The sequence below is a fragment of the Ktedonobacter robiniae genome (assembly GCF_016587375.1).
GTDB classification, from domain to species: domain Bacteria; phylum Chloroflexota; class Ktedonobacteria; order Ktedonobacterales; family Ktedonobacteraceae; genus Ktedonobacter; species Ktedonobacter robiniae.
This window is the reverse complement of record NZ_BNJG01000005.1, coordinates 70,291-87,377: the sequence shown is the minus strand read 5'-3', so window position 1 is coordinate 87,377 and position 17,087 is coordinate 70,291. Positions and strand designations below refer to the sequence as shown.

At 50.9% G+C, this 17,087-nt stretch carries 12 protein-coding genes and 4 pseudogenes; 6 read left to right on the top strand and 10 right to left on the bottom strand.

The genetic code is table 11. The features are described 5' to 3' along the window. Positions 1-294 precede the first annotated feature (294 nt). Positions 295-1,484 (top strand): annotated as a pseudogene (locus tag JMJ04_RS42850) (IS256 family transposase). A 1,689-nt stretch (positions 1,485-3,173) separates the two neighbouring features. Here JMJ04_RS42850 and JMJ04_RS42845 read toward each other — a convergent pair. Beyond that, positions 3,174-3,875 carry a hypothetical protein gene (locus tag JMJ04_RS42845; protein WP_201376513.1) on the bottom strand — a complete coding sequence of 234 codons (702 nt, stop codon included), beginning with the start codon at positions 3,873-3,875 and terminating at the stop codon, positions 3,174-3,176. 62 nt (positions 3,876-3,937) lie between these two features. Between JMJ04_RS42845 and JMJ04_RS42840 the strand changes: the two genes are divergently transcribed. Next, positions 3,938-4,282 (top strand): hypothetical protein, encoded by a 345-nt coding sequence (locus JMJ04_RS42840; RefSeq protein WP_201376512.1) that lies wholly within the window; start codon positions 3,938-3,940, stop codon positions 4,280-4,282. A 333-nt stretch (positions 4,283-4,615) separates the two neighbouring features. Next, a pseudogene (locus tag JMJ04_RS42835) lies at positions 4,616-5,391 on the top strand (IS6 family transposase). 85 nt (positions 5,392-5,476) lie between these two features. Here the strand turns inward: JMJ04_RS42835 and JMJ04_RS47640 are convergent. From JMJ04_RS47640 to JMJ04_RS42800, 9 genes and pseudogenes are all read right to left on the bottom strand, one after another. Next, complete coding sequence (locus tag JMJ04_RS47640; RefSeq protein WP_236039116.1) at positions 5,477-6,199, bottom strand: hypothetical protein; 723 nt, start codon at positions 6,197-6,199, stop codon at positions 5,477-5,479. After that, positions 6,090-6,977: a hypothetical protein gene (locus tag JMJ04_RS47635; protein ID WP_236039115.1), complete on the bottom strand. Its 888-nt coding sequence runs from the start codon at positions 6,975-6,977 to the stop codon at positions 6,090-6,092. Before JMJ04_RS47635 ends, JMJ04_RS47640 begins: the two co-directional genes overlap by 110 nt. Next, positions 6,898-7,773, bottom strand: coding sequence for an IS5 family transposase (locus JMJ04_RS42825; RefSeq protein ID WP_201374428.1), 876 nt, complete (start codon positions 7,771-7,773; stop codon positions 6,898-6,900). The genes JMJ04_RS47635 and JMJ04_RS42825 overlap by 80 nt, the downstream gene beginning before the upstream one ends. Positions 7,774-8,120: 347 nt before the next feature. Further along, positions 8,121-8,975 (bottom strand): WD40 repeat domain-containing protein, encoded by an 855-nt coding sequence (locus JMJ04_RS42820; protein WP_201376511.1) that lies wholly within the window; start codon positions 8,973-8,975, stop codon positions 8,121-8,123. 3 nt (positions 8,976-8,978) lie between these two features. After that, positions 8,979-9,161: pseudogene (locus JMJ04_RS49300) on the bottom strand (hypothetical protein); the annotation flags it as partial. 456 nt (positions 9,162-9,617) lie between these two features. Next, a pseudogene (locus JMJ04_RS42815) lies at positions 9,618-10,417 on the bottom strand (IS5 family transposase). Between the two features lie 330 nt (positions 10,418-10,747). After that, on the bottom strand, positions 10,748-11,035 hold the full coding sequence (locus JMJ04_RS42810; RefSeq protein WP_201376510.1) for a sensor histidine kinase: 288 nt from the start codon (positions 11,033-11,035) through the stop codon (positions 10,748-10,750). Positions 11,036-11,064: 29 nt separating this feature from the next. After that, positions 11,065-12,192, bottom strand: a complete 1,128-nt coding sequence (locus JMJ04_RS42805) for a sensor histidine kinase (protein ID WP_201376509.1) — start codon at positions 12,190-12,192, stop codon at positions 11,065-11,067. Further along, a complete protein-coding gene (locus JMJ04_RS42800) occupies positions 12,179-12,886 on the bottom strand; it encodes a response regulator transcription factor (protein WP_201376508.1) in 708 nt (235 codons plus the stop codon). The genes JMJ04_RS42805 and JMJ04_RS42800 overlap by 14 nt, the downstream gene beginning before the upstream one ends. A gap of 459 nt (positions 12,887-13,345) precedes the next feature. Between JMJ04_RS42800 and JMJ04_RS42795 the strand changes: the two genes are divergently transcribed. The 3 genes from JMJ04_RS42795 (at position 13,346) to JMJ04_RS42785 (ending at position 17,046) form a co-directional block, all read left to right on the top strand. Further along, positions 13,346-13,843: a GtrA family protein gene (locus JMJ04_RS42795; protein WP_201376507.1), complete on the top strand. Its 498-nt coding sequence runs from the start codon at positions 13,346-13,348 to the stop codon at positions 13,841-13,843. Positions 13,844-13,889: 46 nt separating this feature from the next. Beyond that, positions 13,890-14,696, top strand: a complete 807-nt coding sequence (locus JMJ04_RS42790) for a glycosyltransferase family 2 protein (RefSeq protein ID WP_201376506.1) — start codon at positions 13,890-13,892, stop codon at positions 14,694-14,696. A 70-nt stretch (positions 14,697-14,766) separates the two neighbouring features. After that, the gene (locus tag JMJ04_RS42785; protein ID WP_201376505.1) at positions 14,767-17,046 is read left to right on the top strand and encodes an ArnT family glycosyltransferase; all 2,280 of its coding nucleotides are present in this window, start codon (positions 14,767-14,769) and stop codon (positions 17,044-17,046) included. The last annotated feature ends 41 nt before the right edge of the window (positions 17,047-17,087 follow it).

Sequence of the window (17,087 nt, the reverse complement as noted above, 5' to 3'; positions counted from 1 at the left end):
TCCACCAGGGACAGGCTGGCTTCTCGGGGACATCTCCCACTCCCCTCAATCACCTTCTCCGCCTGCCCCCGGCAGATCGACAACCCATGACGACCGCAGTGGCCAACCCCAACACGCCCAGACGCTCCAAACTATTTATGACTATATGATACACAACCACACAAAAAAAAGAGCCTCCCCCCCCCACTGACAAGTGTACACAAATTACGGGGGCAGTATTCTGAGTGGTGTGTAAAAAAAAGGTCTGGTATCCTGAACTGGAAAATGTAGTGAAACTGAACCAGGAGGATAGCCATGACCCTTTACGATCACTCTAGCGAAGACATCATCACCCGTCAAGAGGCCTTTGAGCAGCTGGTGAAAGAGCGACTCCAGTACGCCGTTCGCATCGCATTCATCAATGTGCTGGAAGAAGAAGTGACGGCCTTTATTGGAGCCAAGCCGTATGAGCGCAGCCACACCGTCGAGATCAACGCAATGGACACTACAGCCGTCATCTGGACACCACCGTGGGAGAAATCGCTGATGTGCCCGTTCCTCGCACGCGAGGAGGGTATCACACGCAGTTGTTTGAGCGTTATCATCGCCGCCGCGACGAGCTGGATGGCGCCATGCAAGACATGTTCATCAAAGGAGTGAGCATGGCTCAAGTCGGAGAGATCATCGAGACATTAACCGGTTTGCATCCGAGTGCCTCAACCGTCTCGCGGGTGTTTCATACGCTGCAAGAGGAGTATGAGCAGTGGAAAGCCCGTCCCCTAGCTCAGCGCTATGCCTACGCCTTTGCCGATGGGACCTACTTCACCGTGATCTACCAGAGCGAAGGCTGCAAGATGCCCATCTTGGCGGTGGTGGGCATTGCCATCACCGGAGAGCGAGAAGTGCTGGCTTTTCGCGTGGGGGATCGGGAGAATCAGCAGGCGTGGGAGGATCTCATGGAGGACCTCAAAGCACGAGGAGTCAAGGAAATCGGGCTCTGGATCAGTGATGGCAACCGGGCCATGCTCAATGCCATCACCAAGCACTTCCCGACCGCACAGAGACAACGCTGTGTTCTGCACAAGATGGAGAACGTGCTCAGTTACGTTCCGAGCAAGCAGCGAGAACAGCTTGAACTTGAGCTCAAAGCCCTCTTTTACCAAGAAAGCCGACAGCAGGCCGATCAAGCCGTGGCTGCTTTCCTTGAGAAGTACCAGAAGGTCTATCCCACCGCGGTAGAGTGCTTGCAGCGGGATCTGGAGGCTTGTCTCACCTTTTACACCTTTCCGAAGACGCACTGGAAGACCATTCGCACCAACAATGTCAGTGAGCGGCTCTTTGGAGAAGTCAAACGTCGTTCGCACAAGATGGCTGCCGCGTTTCGCAATGAGGGGAGCTGTCTGCTGCTCTTCTATGCCGTCATTCGCGGCTTGACCTTCCACAAGCTCACGATGCCACCAGCATCGCAAGCTCAGCCAGATCTTGTCCTTTTACACAGTACTTGACATACTGCCATTACGGGTCTTCGGAATCTGTTGTGGGTTCACACGCGGTCAGGCGGATTCGCGGCTCGAATCCACAACAAAATCCGAAGGGCCAATTTCTGTAATTTATCAGTTTCGTTCTTGTAAGTCTGCGCTGGTAGCATCCTGATTGAAGTTCTCTGTTCTAGACGGCTTAAATGTGAGCAGATCAAATATTCCTCGCCCGATTACGTAAGCGAGTACAGCGAGGAATACAATTTGATAAAGTTGTAGTTGGTAAAAGTCCGGCCCATGCAGTATCAGTCCTGCAATGGTTATTCCGATGAGGGCTGCGAGTCCATTAACAAAACGAAATGTTCTGGGTCTCTTTCTTTGCTGATATGATTTTGTAGGCATTAGTTTCGTACTTGTCTCCTTTTTGTTAGCTTTTAAAAACGTTTTTGTATCGACCAACGCTCTAGATATTTTTAGATGAATAAGTTGGTGATGAGTTGTAGAAGGGCAAAAGATCATTTAGATCATGTTTCCCATTATAGAAGAGAAAATTGTTTCCTGACAGGACAGAAACCGGACACTTGCAGGCAATTTGCGTCAAAAGCTTTATTTATCTATTTTCTTCGTTAATGTTTATAGTATGCTGTTATGGCCGGCTGCAATTAACGGCAGATAATATCAGGTCAGTATGCGCTAAAAGCATTGGACGCATAAAAAGTCAATAGCTCGTAAAAAAACTGTTTGACGGTTTTCCCGTCAAACAGTCACGACATTCCTATCTCTCGGCCAGGTCATGCCGCTTCCAGCAGAGCGTTCCTGACTCCCACCTCAGAGGCTCTTGCGACGCCGGTCTAGCCAGGGCGCGCCATCACGCCCTTCCCCATCGCTGGCAGTGCCTGCTTCAACAGTCATAAGAACCTGGTCTCTGATCCCTGCTCAGTCTCCCCATAGCGGAAAGAGTAGTACATGGGTAGAAGAAGCAGACCGTCACGCCATAAATCCAATGCCAAGCGCAACAATCGTACCGACTAAGGATCATCTGGTCTCCCTGCAGCCGCCGGAGTTTAAACTCAAAACATGTATCTTCAGGATTCGCATAAAATCCAGTGTGTAAAAGCAAACAAAAAATAAGCGTCACATGTCACGATAGATCTGAGTTAAGGAGCCAGAGCTGTAATAGCACCCGTACCCCTTTGCTCTCTCTAGCTAAACTTACCAATAATATGGCGCAGCGGTAAAAGTTTTTTTACCGCTAGCTTGCCCAGGCTTCTCATATGTTAGGCAGATTGTTCTTGTTCGAACACTCTGTATACTCCATCCAAAAAACATTTGAGGTGAGTTCACAATATGTGAACTCACCTTTTCTCCCTTCTCACATGGAGAAGGCTTATGCCATGCTCTACAACAATACGCCAGGAGTTCATCTTGACCGACGCCCTACCACTGGCATCTTGGAGTTCATTAGCACGCCCACTCTATGTTTACATACGTTCACTGCTCGAAGGTCAATAGTGAAAGGCATCCCATTCAAGACGCTAACTCTTAGAGAACCATCATTAAAAACACCGCTGCTCATTACCAATGCCCAAAAGAAATCCACCACAGGTTTTCACCTGTCAAGCGGTATCCTAGAGCACCAACATCAGGCTGGGTTAACAAACAAACTTGGCTTCACATTCTTGGATAATAAGAGACCAACAGTAAGATGACGACGTTTCAGAGAAGTTCCTCCTTTTCTAGAAGTGGGGTTGTAGTCCTTTGCTTGCGTCGATTGATTTGCTCAATATGCTCAGCCAAATTTTTAAGAAAGCGACAAGTACTATTAGCCAAGGTATCGTCCACACACGTAGGATCTTTCCGGAAAGAAGCAGTTTCCAATGCCTGCCAGCGAGACCAGGCTTTAGGCGTCACTGTTTTATCCAGATCTATCGCTGTTCCCTCCAAAGCTAGCTCCGTTTTCTCACAACGATAGTACGCGTCACGAGCACCCATACATGCCAATTTGATCATTTCAAGGTCCATTTGCTCGGTTTGGCGCAGCGTAGAAATCCATTGCTCAAGCGCAGCTAGATAAAGCTCATTAGCGACCTCTGACCTAGCTGAGAAACACTCTTCTCTATGAGAGAGGGTAAAAGTTTCGCACATACATCGCTTATCAGGCCATCCACAGGTGGTACAAAACTCTCCTATGGCTGGAGGCAAGGCTTCTGGAATTTGTGTAACGTGCAGGTAAGTGGCTTCAAAAACCATCAGCCACCACTGAGATTTCTTGAAAACGATTATGCTTCCACTTGATTTAATATCCAAGTGATCCTCACTCACTGGCACATTAAATCCTAGAAGCCCGCTAAGCTGATCCGCCTCCTCCTGAGTTGGTAGTGTTGCAAAAAAATTAAATCTCAGCAAATTGAAGTGCACACGAACACATTTCACGAGGAAAAAGGTGCAGAATGTTTACCTTTTCTCTACGGAAATGATTCTTGTACCGTAATTACTTACTCTATTTTCTCAGCTCTAAATTTTTTGCAACACTACCGGTGTATCTCCACTACTACCAGGCCATGCTCCAGGCTGTACTTGATCTCCAGCTTTGCCCGCAGGACGCGGGCAAAGATCTCACACTGCTCAAAGCACGTGTGAACAGGCTAATGAGGCAAGCCAAAAACTACATCCGCACTGTCGATGCTTTGCCTTATGAACGTGTTCAAGCACTCTTTAAAGAAACACGTACCTTGTTCGGCGATATGAAAGATCTTTGCGCCGATTGCTTGGCAGCACTTACCCGGTCTATCCTCGTTAACTTCAGAAAGCATCGTGCATCGTAGCCATAACTCGTTAACGAGGCGGCCGACTCCTACCGTCGTCCGCCGCAGGTGGGGTGGGGGGCGGGGAGTGTGGCTAGCGAGCCATGTGACCCGCTAGCCACACAGCAACAATGTGGAGGTGTGGTGGGACACATCTCCACTAGCAACTACGCTCGCTTAAAGTGCTTGCGAAGCTTCTTCACAGCTCTATCATGACGCGTGTATAACGAGGAGTGTGGGACCCCAAGGCACTTCCCCATATTCCGAAAGTCCTCAGGCTCACTACCGTCGGTTGTGTTGCAAGAAGTAAGCTGATCTGCTAAAGTGAAGCGAAAAAGCAAAAGAGGATCAGACATGATCGAGCAAACTCCGTTCAAATGGCGTCATTTCCAATCCGACATCATTCTGTTGCATGCGATGGTATCTTCGCTACCCTCTAAGCTACCGGGATTTGGAAGAGATGATGCAAGAACGAGGTCTCTACGTCGATCATACGACAATCTATCGCTCTCGTCCAACGCAACGCACCTGAATTGGAGAAGCGATCTCGGTCTTATCTCAAAGCCTGCAATGCCTCGTAGCGTGTCGATGAAACCTCTATCAAGATCAAGAAAACATGGATGTACCTCTACCGAGCCGTTGATTCAGATGGTCAGACCCTGGAGTTTCTCTTGAGCCCAATACGTGACGCTGAGGCTGCCAAACTCTTTTTCTGCAAAGTGTTGCACGTTACTGCTGATTGCGTGCCTCAAGGACATCCTGTCGAGGAGCCGATGATCCAGTCCCCCACGTTGACTGACTCTCCCACCACACCAACTCCCCGCGTCATCAATGCCGATAACAATGCTGCCTACCCGAAAGCCATTGCTGACCTTAAAGCGGCTGGAATGCTTGCTGGAGCGGTGGTATTGCAGCAAGTCAAGTATCTCAACAACCTGATCGAACAAGACCATCGGTTCATCAAACGGCAGACGAAGCCAGGGATGGGTTTCTTCTCGTTCGAGACAGCATGGCGCACCTTCCAAGGATACGAGATCATGAATATATTACGCAAAGGACAAGGGATAGAAAGAGGTGCTGTGGCTGGTCTGGTGGCACTGGTTGCCAATCTATTTGGGATGGCTACCTAAACTGATCAAAGTGAACCACTCTTTCTACCCAGTTTTTCCCTTTCTCATTCTTGCAACACAACCCACGAGGGCGCTGCCCCAACCCCTACGGGCCAACCTGAATGATCATCTTGTGCTCGTCGAGGGGCAGCACATTGCCGGGGCTATTGGTGACTGTAATGCGGACCTGGGTAATCCCGGGCTGGTGCAACAGCAGATCCTGCGCCGAGGCCGCATTGAGGCCCGCGATCAAACGCGCCATCTCCTGCCGGCTCGCTGCATCAAACTGTGCCACCCACTGCCCCTGCGCCTCGATGTGCAGCGAGATCATGCCCTCTGGATTCTGAATCACAGCATTGATCAATGTCGTTTTCAGCGGGCTGGTCAGGGCATAGTGGTTGTGAAAGGTCTGCGTGGCATCACTTTTGAGCAGGTTGGTCGCCATGGCATAGGCATCATCGCGATTGAATACTTCAGCTATGCAGGTCATCGTCGTGGAGACGGTCACGCTATTGGAGCGCTCGCCCGCGCTATGGCTGGCGCTCGAACTGGCACTGCATTTCGCCTTTCCGGCCTGCTGTTCCCCGCTCTGAATCTTCCCTTGTATCGCCTGCTGTCCCTCGCTGGTCATTTCAGCTGTCAGGGTGCTGGCGGCCATATCAATATCACTCTGCTGCACATACGAGTAGGGCCGGGCATCCTGTCCGTCACTAAAGGCATCATGATTGGTCAGCGTAATGCCGGCGTGGCAGCAGGTTGTCTCTTGAAAATCCAGGGCCGGGATATTGCCTTGGGCGCCGGGAATGAGCGCGTGGGCGATACTGCTCATCGTCAGTGGCGACCTGGATGCCTTTCTTATCGACAAAGATCGTTCCGGCGGGAATGTTCTGTGAAGAGGGTAGGGCATTATAAAAGGTCAGCAAGCCCAGAGCATTGATGGCCTGAGTCATACCACGTCCGGACGTTTGCACCGTTTTTGTGTGGGGTGACGTGGTCACGCTGATAAAGTGCGCGGCTACCTGGTGCAGCGCCGGGTCAGGTACCCAGGTCGTCGCCGAAATAGCATAGACATTTTTAACTGTTTTCTTCTCAGGCGTGATGGTTACACTGGCGGAACTGCCGGGGAAGAGCCGGGCCAGCGGGCCGAATCCGACAAAAACACTCAACATTGAGCCGCCGATCAGCAGGAAGAGCGCCAGCAGCATAGCAACCAGGAGCGCACGTGTGCGTCTGTGCTTGCGTCGTAACGGTGAGGCTGGGACCAGGCTGACCACCACATCTATTGGAGCGAGCATCTGGCTGGGAACGCTGCGCGGCGTGACGGCCTCATCCACCACTATCGGTCTGGCCTCCATTGGCTGTAGTGGTACTGGTAGATCCTCTTTCTCCTTCTTCTTCTGTGCGACCTTGTCTCGTGGCGCTGGCTTCTTAGGCGGAGCGGCAGGATGTTCAAGTGGCTGAGCCGGCGACTGGTCGGCGGAGGCTGGCGCTGGGGTAGAGGTGCGTGCTGGCTTCTTAGATAGTGTTTTAAAACGGTCGCGATGGGAAAGCTGGCACGAGCGTGGTGAGCATACGGTAGCTGGCAGAGAGCTTGATAAAGGCCTCACTGCTCTGTGGGAGCCCCTCGTGATCGCGGCAAAGCCTCCTCCAGCGCACGATCCAGGAGAAACTGCGCTCAATGATCCATCGCTTGGGCTGAGGCCGCAAGCCTGTGGGAAACAATGCGTCCCAGTCCACCTCCTCCCCTTCGGGCACGAGCAGGCCTCGTTTGGGGAGCGTGACTGCATGGATGGTCTCAATCGTCCAGCCCAGCGTTTCTTTCACCCAGGTCAGAAAGGTTCCGCCGTAATGACTATCGCCCCAAATGAGCTGCAGACGGGGAAGCGCATTCTTGAGTGGCTCGAGCAGGGCAGTGCCGCCCTGGTGATCAGAGGCCTGGGCTCCTGTCACCTTCACAGCCAACAGATTGCCCTGCGTATCGACGAATGCATGACGCTTGCGGCCCCACGTTTTTTTTCCGACGTCGTAGCCCTTTTCAGGACCCCGAACCGCACTCGTTTTGATGGATTGACTGTCGATGATCGCCGCACTTGGCTCTTCCTCTCGGCCTTGCCTGGTGCGCATCCGCATGCGTAGGGTTTGCAGAATACGATCCCAAACGCCTTCGCGCTCCCAGCGGTGAAAATTGTAATAGACGCTTTGCCACGCGGGAAATTCATGGGGCAGCATGCGCCAGGGACATCCACTGCGCAAAACGTACAAAATTGCATTGACGACCTCGCGTCGCGAGACAAACGGCTTGCGGCCCTGCAGGGATGGTTGAGGGATCAGGGGTTCCAACAGTTCCCACTGCTCATCCGTCAGATCGGAGGGATAGGCTTTCCTCCCCAGTGTCACCTTCATACGCCTTCTGCACTTTCTTTCTGCTTCTTCGACTCGTTACATCAACCCCTTTCTTCTTCCTCTCGGCGAGATGACCACTTTCAAACACTATCTTAGTACTACAGCCCCACTTAAAACGTGGGGTGGCTCCACAAGCTCACTGCCACGTTACCAGTTTTCTACAAAGAAGAAGCCTACGAAGCCACTTCGTAACATACATACCTCGCTAAGTGGGGCTGTAGTATTAGACCGTGTTTGGGAAATGCATAGAGACGCCAAAAATTGATACACTCTTCCATCGGAGATGGTGTCTCAAATCGTATTCTTTGACCAAAGAGAGCCGAGCGCAAATAGTGAGAGTGAAAAATTTATGATTTGGGGGCTTTCCATATGTTCATGATTGTGTTGTCGGAGCCGGAGGCAATATATGAACCATCAGGAGACCAGGCGACGACGTTCACAGCTGAGCCCACCTGATAGAGACTGGTCGTAGATCCCTTCATTGGGTCCTCAGTGCCCCAGATATGCACTGTTCCATCTGTGGAACCCGAAGCAATGTGAGTTTCATCAGGAGACCAGGTAACGGAATGTACAGCGTCTCGGTGTCCAGTGTATGTAAGAATATTTTTCTTGTCAGCATGCTTGTCGTATGCATCCCAGACCTGTACTGTGCCATCGGCAGAGGCAGAGGCGATATAGGGTGAGCTGCCAGAGGACCAGGCAAGGTCAAAGATTGTCCCGGTGTGTTTCTGGTACGTGTTGATGGTGTGTCCATCTGTCGTATCCCAAATGTGTACTGCTTTGTGAGTGCCACCCGAGGCGATGTGCTCCCCTCGCGGAAATGGTGCCCAGGCAACGGCAAGGATCTCCCCCTCCTGGTTTTTCGTGAGAAGCGTCTTTCCAGTCTGCGCATTCCAAATGTGAATGGTGCCATCGCTTGAAGCCGAAACAATGCGTGTCCCATCAGGGGACCAGGCAACCGCATGCACAGCAGCGTTATGGCCTCCATAGGTGAGAATACTGTTCCTATTATATGTCGGGACCCCATCATATACAGATATAACCACTACTATCTTATCGTGACCAGCCCAAGCGACGCGTGTTCCATCAGGAGACCAGGTAACATCATAGACTGGCCCCGAATGGTCTAAATAGGTATCAGAGGGGCCAAAGTAAGTTTTGTTGGGAGCATCAGGATCATGAAACGTGTCAACGAGTGTCACAGTACTGTTGTTCTCTGCTGAAATGATGTGTTTTCCGTCAGGGGACCAGGCAATGCCATACACTGGACTCTTCAATCCTACGATATCATAGAGGGGACTTTGAGAAGGATTTTCAAGATCATGCCCCCATGAATTTACCGCAGGTACCACTTGAGAGCAAAAGGCTCCGAAGGTAAGCAGACTCATCCCTGCTCCGAATGTAGTGGCACCAGCCAGCCAAAGCATTTTGCGACGATCTACCGCGACATCAGCGTGAAGAGAAATCTCATCACGCCGCCTGATTCGTTGAGGAGAAAGTAGGGAACTGTCTCTGCCCTTTGTTCTAGAATTGTTCAACGTCACTCTGTCATAAGCGAACCGCTTCCGCTCAATTGCCAAAGGAGTTCCACATGCGGAACAGTGAGTACACGTGGCTTCATTCCTCTTGCCACACTTTGGACAGAAAAGGGGGGAGTGCTTCATATGTCCAGCATACCTCGAAAGCGTTTCTCAATAGTTGATCTTTTGCTCAGATTATAGGAGCAAGAGGGCGTTTGAGACAAGGACAAGAGGGGATAAACAACATTCAGCAAAAAATCCAAATGCATCTGAAAACGGGTTTTCGCTTGAGAGAGGAAATGTAAGAGTGTGTTTGGGACAGGGTTAGGCTCTTCTGCTCAGACGTGCAACCAGCAGCCGAACCATCGCCACCTGGATCAGTGTCTCGCTGGTCTGCACCTTTCGTTCGTAATCCTTACTGAGTCTCCTATTGCGGGAGATCCAACTCAATGTTCGTTCGACTACCCACCGTCTGGGTAAGACACTGAAGCCACGCGTGCCTGGTTGTCGCTCGACGACCTCCAGGTCCCAGTTGCCTTGGGTCAGACACCACTCGGCCAGTTCTTGGCCTCGATAAGCTGCGTCGGCCCAGATCTTTTTGAGGCGTGGGAGCAGTGGGGCGAGCCCAGCAAGCAGGTACCGGGCACCTTTTCCATCGTGCAGATCAGCGGGGGGATATAAACCGCCAGGAGGAGGCCAAGCGTATCCACGAGAATGTGGCGTTTGCGTCCTTTCACCCATTTGTGCGCATCAAACCCGCAGATGCCAGCAGATTCCTCGACGGTTTTCACACTTTGCGCATCGATGATCGCCGTACTCGGTTGGGCGTTCCTCCCAACTCGTTGGCATTCGGCTTCTCGCAAGATCGTGAGGAGGCGAAACCACGTGCCTTTGAGGCGTAAGCGACGAAAATGATAGAACACCGTTTGTCACGGCGGAAAGTTAGTTGGCAGGTAACGCCACGGGCAACCGGTACGCAGGACGTAGAAGATGGCATCAAAAATGGAACGCAATGAGTGAATTGGAGGCCTGCCTCGTCTGGACTGGGGAGGGAGATAACGTTGGAGACACTCCCACTCCACATCAGAAAGATCGCTTGGGTAACTTGGATAACTCGTACTCATCCTTCCAGGATATCACAGAGCCTCTCTTCTGCCATTTCCCAAACACGGTCTAAAGTTAGCGCGGACGTTTTCAATCCATTCTAAGAATTTTAGAAAAAATTCTTCCGGATTTTACGGTTTTTCTAAAGATATTGCGGACGGCACACCTTTTGAATAACATTTCCTAACCGGAAATGTGATCAGCCAGAGCCATCAGAATTGAGGCTTTTCCGCTTCATTTCTGAACGGATGTGTCAAGTACCCAGTACAGGATGCCAGAGATCTCCGTGTGTACCTTGTGTCACCGGTTGGCGTCAATCGCCGCTGGAGTTATCAGAGGTCAATTGCCACTTACTCCAATCGTATGTCTGTTGCGACCCTGTGGGAAGTTGCGCCACGATATATATATTCTTGTTGAGGGAGCATAGGCAAGGTGAATATGAAGCAGGTGCCCTGTCCCACACAACTTTCCACGGTAATACGCCCGCCATGTGCATGTACCAGTTGCTCAACGATCGCCAGTCCGAGGCCGCTACCCCCTGTTTCACGGGTACGGGAGGTATCGGCACGGTAAAAGTGTTTAAAGATATAAGGCAAGTGCTCGGCGGCGATGCCCATCCCATTGTCCCGTACAGACACCTGTACCTCTTTTTGCACAGCCTGTGCGCTCACCCGAACCACCCTTGCTCAGGCGTGTATTTGATCGCATTACTCAACAGATTGCGCAGAATTTGTCCTATCCGTTGTACATCTGCCTCGACCAATGGCAGATCGGAGGCGATATTGGCGGAAAAGGAGATCTTCTTGTTCTCTGCCTGAAGGGAGAGAGCGTTGATTGCCTTGGTGATGACATCCTCCAGCGCGATGTGAACTCGTTGCAGACGCAATTGTCCTGCTTCAGCCAGAGCCAGATCCTGGAGATCTGCGACCAGACGACTCAGGAGCATGGCTTCTTCATAGAGTGATGCAATGACTGCGGCATCTGGTGTGATCACCTGATCCTGAAGCGCTTCGAGATAACCGCGAATATTGGTGAGTGGTGTTCGTAGCTCATGAGCAACATTGCTCAATAATTGGCGGCGCAGATGCTCTGAACGCTCCAGGCTATCTGCCATTGTATCAAAGGCGTGTGCCAGATCACCGATTTCGTCTCGCCTCCGAATCTGCACTCTCTGCGTGAGATTCCCCTGCTCCAATTGTCTGGCCGCACGGGTTAAGGCGCGAACTGGTTTGAGAATGGTACCCGATAACATAATTGCCAGGATAAAGGCCACGAACCCGGCTACGAGAACGGCGAGTTCCAGCGCACGATTCACAGAATCAATAAAGTTTGTATTCGTCAGTGGCGCTGGCGGACCAGAAGCTACGATTTTCCCATCGGTTGATATAATGCGTACCGCTCTGCCGGATGGAAATGGGGCTCCGGGTAAGGGAGATTTTCCTGCGTTTGTGCTTTCAAGCGTGAGGAACAAGGGAAGCGTCAGTGTCCGACCGACAAGCTTGCGTGCCGAATCAGCGACAATGAGCTGGTTAGGGTTAATCACAAGCGTCCTGACCTTATTTTGGGTCGCGCTTTGCTCAATCAGGACTTGCAACCGCTGCGTATCCTGGGGCTGGTGATACATGGCCTGAATTTGAGAGATCACCCCTTGCTCATTCGTCTGTTCATTATCCAGGTAATGTTGAAATCTGTCTCGCGTGATCTGGCTGGCAAAGACAGCATATGCTCCTAACGCAATCATTACGACAAGCATGAACATCAGTATCAAACGTACTCGTAGGCTACGAATCCTCATCCTCATTCTCTTTTCGTAATTTATAGCCAACTCCATAGACTGTATGCAGATAGACGGGCTGATCAGGGAAAGGCTCAATCTTCTTGCGCAAGTTCATAAGATGCACATCAATGGTACGATCAAAACCCTCATAGTCAATGCCAAAAACCCTCGTGACCAGTTCCGCACGGCTAAAGGCACGGCCCGGTTCCCTTGCCAGCGTCTCCAGGAGCTTGAACTCTTTGGGGGTGAGACGAACGACAGTATGATGTAACCTGGCTTCATGCGCTTCAAAATCGACAACGAGATCGCCCAGGCGCAGCGCTGGCAGGCGATCATCCTCTTTCTGTTGATTTGCGCGTCGCAACACCACTCGCACGCGAGCGACGAGTTCGCGTGGACTGAAAGGCTTCGTCAGGTAATCATCAGCTCCCAGATTCAGACCGAGCAATGTATCGTCCTCGGTCGATCTGGCAGTCAACATAATAATGGGAATGTCACATTCAGCGCGGAGAATACGACAGACATCGAGCCCATCAATGTCTGGTAACATCCAATCCAGGATGATCAGGCTCAGTTGTTTCTGTCGGGCCAGTTTCAGGGCCTGGGACCCATCGGAGGCAATGATGACCTGATACCGCTCTTTCTCAAGGTAGATGCGGATCAGGTCTACTATCTTTCTATCGTCATCAACGACCAAAATTGTGTGCTGCATATTTCCTTCTAGAGTTCATTGAACTTGTTAGGGTAGATGCGGATCAGGTCTACTATCTTTCTATCGTCACCAACGACCAAAACTGTGTACTGCCTGGAGCTTATCGAACTCGTTCTCGCACGTTCGTAGAGAGCCAAGATGCGGCCCTCTCGCTGCGCTTAGTATAGAAGAAAAATATAAAGTTTGTATGAAGACAGCGGAAATGAAAAGAAAGACAGAGCATTGTGGCATGCTCGACGTGGGCACTTGCTGCTCCTTGCAATAAGCAAACAAACAGTATCTTGATGACTTCTTTATAAGATCTTCATAATGCTCCTGCTATAGTTGGATGTGTCGAGAAGGGAACTTGAAAAAAGCAATGCCAATCGGCATGAAGAAAAACCATCGCAATTCTCTAACTCATATCAAAGATCGGAAAACTTTTTTGCCGGTTGTCAATGCGAGTGAAAGGAGTGGCTATTGATCGAGACAGAGGAAGTTCATAATAAACAGCAAGAGACAAAAGATGTCTACAAGCCCTCCTCACGTGCACGTTGGAAGACGCATTCTCTGCAGGTAGTGCGTTTTGGTCTGGTAGGTGGTATCAACACCGGGCTGGATTTACTCGCCTTAAATGCTCTCCTCTTGCTGTTGCCAACGAACCGGAACTGGTTGATTCTGGCCTATAACGTCGTAGCATATAGCTTTGGTGCATTCAATAGTTTCTTACTAAATAAGTACTGGACATTCCGCATTAAGCAGAGTATGAGCTGGCACGAATTAACACGTTTTGCTTTCACAACCTTTTTCGGGATGGTGGTGAATACGATACTCGTCTGGGCGATACGTACTTTTCCTCATCCTTTCGTTCAAAGCATGGTCCTCTGGACGAACATTTCTAAGGCCCTTGCAATCATTGTCTCTGCTTCCATTTCGTTTCTCGGCATGCGTCTCTGGTTTTTTGTGCAAAAGCCATGAAACGTCAATTTCTGCAAGCAGACAATCTAGGTGAAGTGAGGAATTTATGTCTCATCATTTTGAGCAAATCAATAAACAAGCATCAGCGTCGGCTGTAACCACTGCCGAGCCCATCGCAGAACCCGCTGATGCCAGATTGAAAACCATCCATAGTCTCTCTGTTGTGTTGCCAGCATATAACGAAGAACATGTTATCGCGATGACTGTACATAATGTGCTCACTTGGCTTGATCGCTGGGGCATCGACTATGAGATCATCGTCATAAATGACGGCAGCAAGGATCGGACCGCGGTTCTTGTTGCCGAGATTTCCGCTGTCCATCCTCAGGTTCGCCTGATCAACCATGTCACCAATCAAGGATATGGGGCAGCGCTCGTCAGTGGCTTTGCCGCAGCATCAAAGAGCCTTACGTTCTTTATGGATTCTGATGGACAGTTTGCGATTGAGGAATTGCGTAGTTTTTTCTCCTTTATTGATACCTATGATGCCGTGATCGGGTACCGCCTCAATCGCCAGGATACCTGGATGCGCAAATTGAATGCCTGGGGATGGAAATTTCTTGTTCGTCTTGTGCTGGGTGTTTCTGTCCGTGATATCGATTGTGCATTCAAGCTTCTGCACACGCAATTGCTTCGTGAATCCCCTCTGGAGACCCGAGGAGCCATGATCAATGCCGAATTACTCTACAAGTTGAAGCGTGCAGACCATTCATACAAAGAGATCGGCGTTCATCATTTCCCTCGGCGCGCCGGTCGTGCGACTGGCGCTAAGGTCAGCGTTATCTTACGTGCTTTTGGAGAACTCTTTTCTTACGCGGCCAAATGGAAGCGTGAAGGAAGGAAGCAGAGATAACGGCATGTCAGATGATACACGCATTTATCACCTGTTAGTTGCTTGACTATCATACGTGAGGATAACATACATGCAAACGAGAAACATGTCTTTTACAGCGCATAGCCAGAGCGGTACTTCTGCGCAGGATGTGGAGCGGCGTGAAGCGATCGCACCGACTCGCACCTGGCACCGCATCGCACTCGCATTGATTGTCGTCATCGCGGCGTTTTTGAACTTCTTTCAACAGCAACAAAATAGCTATGGGAACCAATTTTATGCGGCCGCCGTCAGAAGTATGCTTGATAGCTGGCATAATTTCTTCTTTGTCGCCTTTGACCCGGCTGGCTTCGTCACTGTTGATAAACCACCGCTTGGGTTATGGATTCAGACCGCCAGTGCAGCCATCTTTGGCTTTTCTGGGTTCAGCATTATCCTGCCACAATCCGCAGCCGGTATCCTCTCGGTGCTCGTGCTTTACTGGTTGGTGCGCCGCAAATTCGGTCCGGTCACGGGCCTGCTCGCCGCGCTTTTTCTGGCCCTGACCCCAATTAGTGTCGCGATGAACCGTGATAATAATCTTGATATGCTCCTGGTGCTCTTTGTTTTGTTAGCAACGTGGGCTGTCAGCCTGGCGGCTGAGACCGGTCGTTTGCGCTGGCTTCTGCTCGGAGCACTCCTGATTGCGTTTGGCTTCAATGTCAAAACATTAGAGGCCTATCTGGTCATTCCAGCCTTGGGGTTGCTCTACCTATTGACAGCACCATTGAGTTGGCGCAAGCGAATACTCCACCTGGTTCTGGCAACGCTGATCATGCTCATTGTGTCATTTTCCTGGATTGTGGCCGTCGATATGGTACCAGCGTCGCAACGCCCGTATGTTGATTCAACCTCGGACAATTCCGAACTCAGTTTGACTCTTGGCTACAACGGTATTCAACGGTTACTGGGAACGAGTCAGGCTGGAGGAGGATCCCAGCCAGGCACGACCGACTCAAGGAGCACTTCTGCTACACCACCGACGTCTACATCCCAACCACCCTTTCCTGGGAGATTGGGCAATGGCGGAGGTACGGCGAACGGACCTCGTGGAGGAGCGGGCAATGGCGGAGGTACGGCGAACATATTCAACGGAGGCGGGCCAGCAAGTCCATTGCGATTTTTTAACGTGGATTTAGGTGGACAGGTCAGCTGGCTCTTGCCGATGGCGATTTTGGGGCTCCTGGCCTTGCTCTGGCAACATCGTGTCAGCCTCCCTCTTGATAATCGTCTGCAGGCGAGTGTGTTGTGGGGAGTATGGCTGTTAACAATGGGAACCTTTTTCAGCATAGCCAGCTTCTTTCATACATATTACATGGTGATCATCGCTCCTGCGATCGCTGCACTTGCAGCGATTGGTCTGGTCACCTTATGGAATGATTATCGTATGCGTGCTGACTGGCGTGGTTGGATATTACCGCTAGCTCTGCTGCTCACAGCGGGAGAACAGCTCTATCTGCTCTCCTCCTCTAACAGTTGGAATACAGTATTATCTCCAATTGTATTGATCCTGACGATACTTTCGGCAGCAGTACTCGTTTTTGCACGGCTACGCCCCACATTGATCATCAATTCAAATTCCTGGTTGCGTTCTGCAATCGTTGCCGGTGTAGCTGTGTTGCTCATTACGCCAGCGATCTGGTCGTTTACAACGACCCTTCACCCGGAAAATACAACGTTGCCAACTGCTGGCCCTTCAACCATGGGGGGGACGATGGCCTTTCCAGGCGGTGGTGGTGGTAGTATGTCATCCAAAGATCGCACGGGTTCATTTAGCGCAACAGATTCCAAAGGTCGCACAGGTGGTACCCCCGGCGGTTTTGGTGGTATGGGAATGGGAGGAGGTGCGGCATCAGATCAAAAGCTGATCGATTACCTGACAGCAAATCAAGGAACGGCCCGTTACTTGTTGGCGACCATTCGCTCCACATCTGCCGAGTCGATTATTGTACAGACGAATAAGCCTGTAATGGCCCTAGGTGGATATCTCGGCAGTGACCCGATTCTCACCCAGAGTCAATTGACCTCGTTGATCAAGGATGGAACGGTGCGTTACTTCCTGCTCCAGTCTCCGGGTAATCCGAATACAACGACCGGTGCTTCTCCGACTCAGGCGAGCGGGCCCACAGGGACAGGGCAAACGAGAGGGAATGGTGGTGGAGGCTTATTAGGTGATGGCCAGAATCAACAATTGACGAGCTGGGTACAGTCGCATTGTTCGATCGTACAGACAAGCCTCTGGAGCACCAGTTCTACGCAATCGAATACGGCTGCCGGTGGTGACTCTGGTGTGGGCGGCCAACAACTATATGACTGTTCCTCGCTGCATTAAATAAATATCGTTCATGATCTTCCTTGATTCCTCCAGTGTTG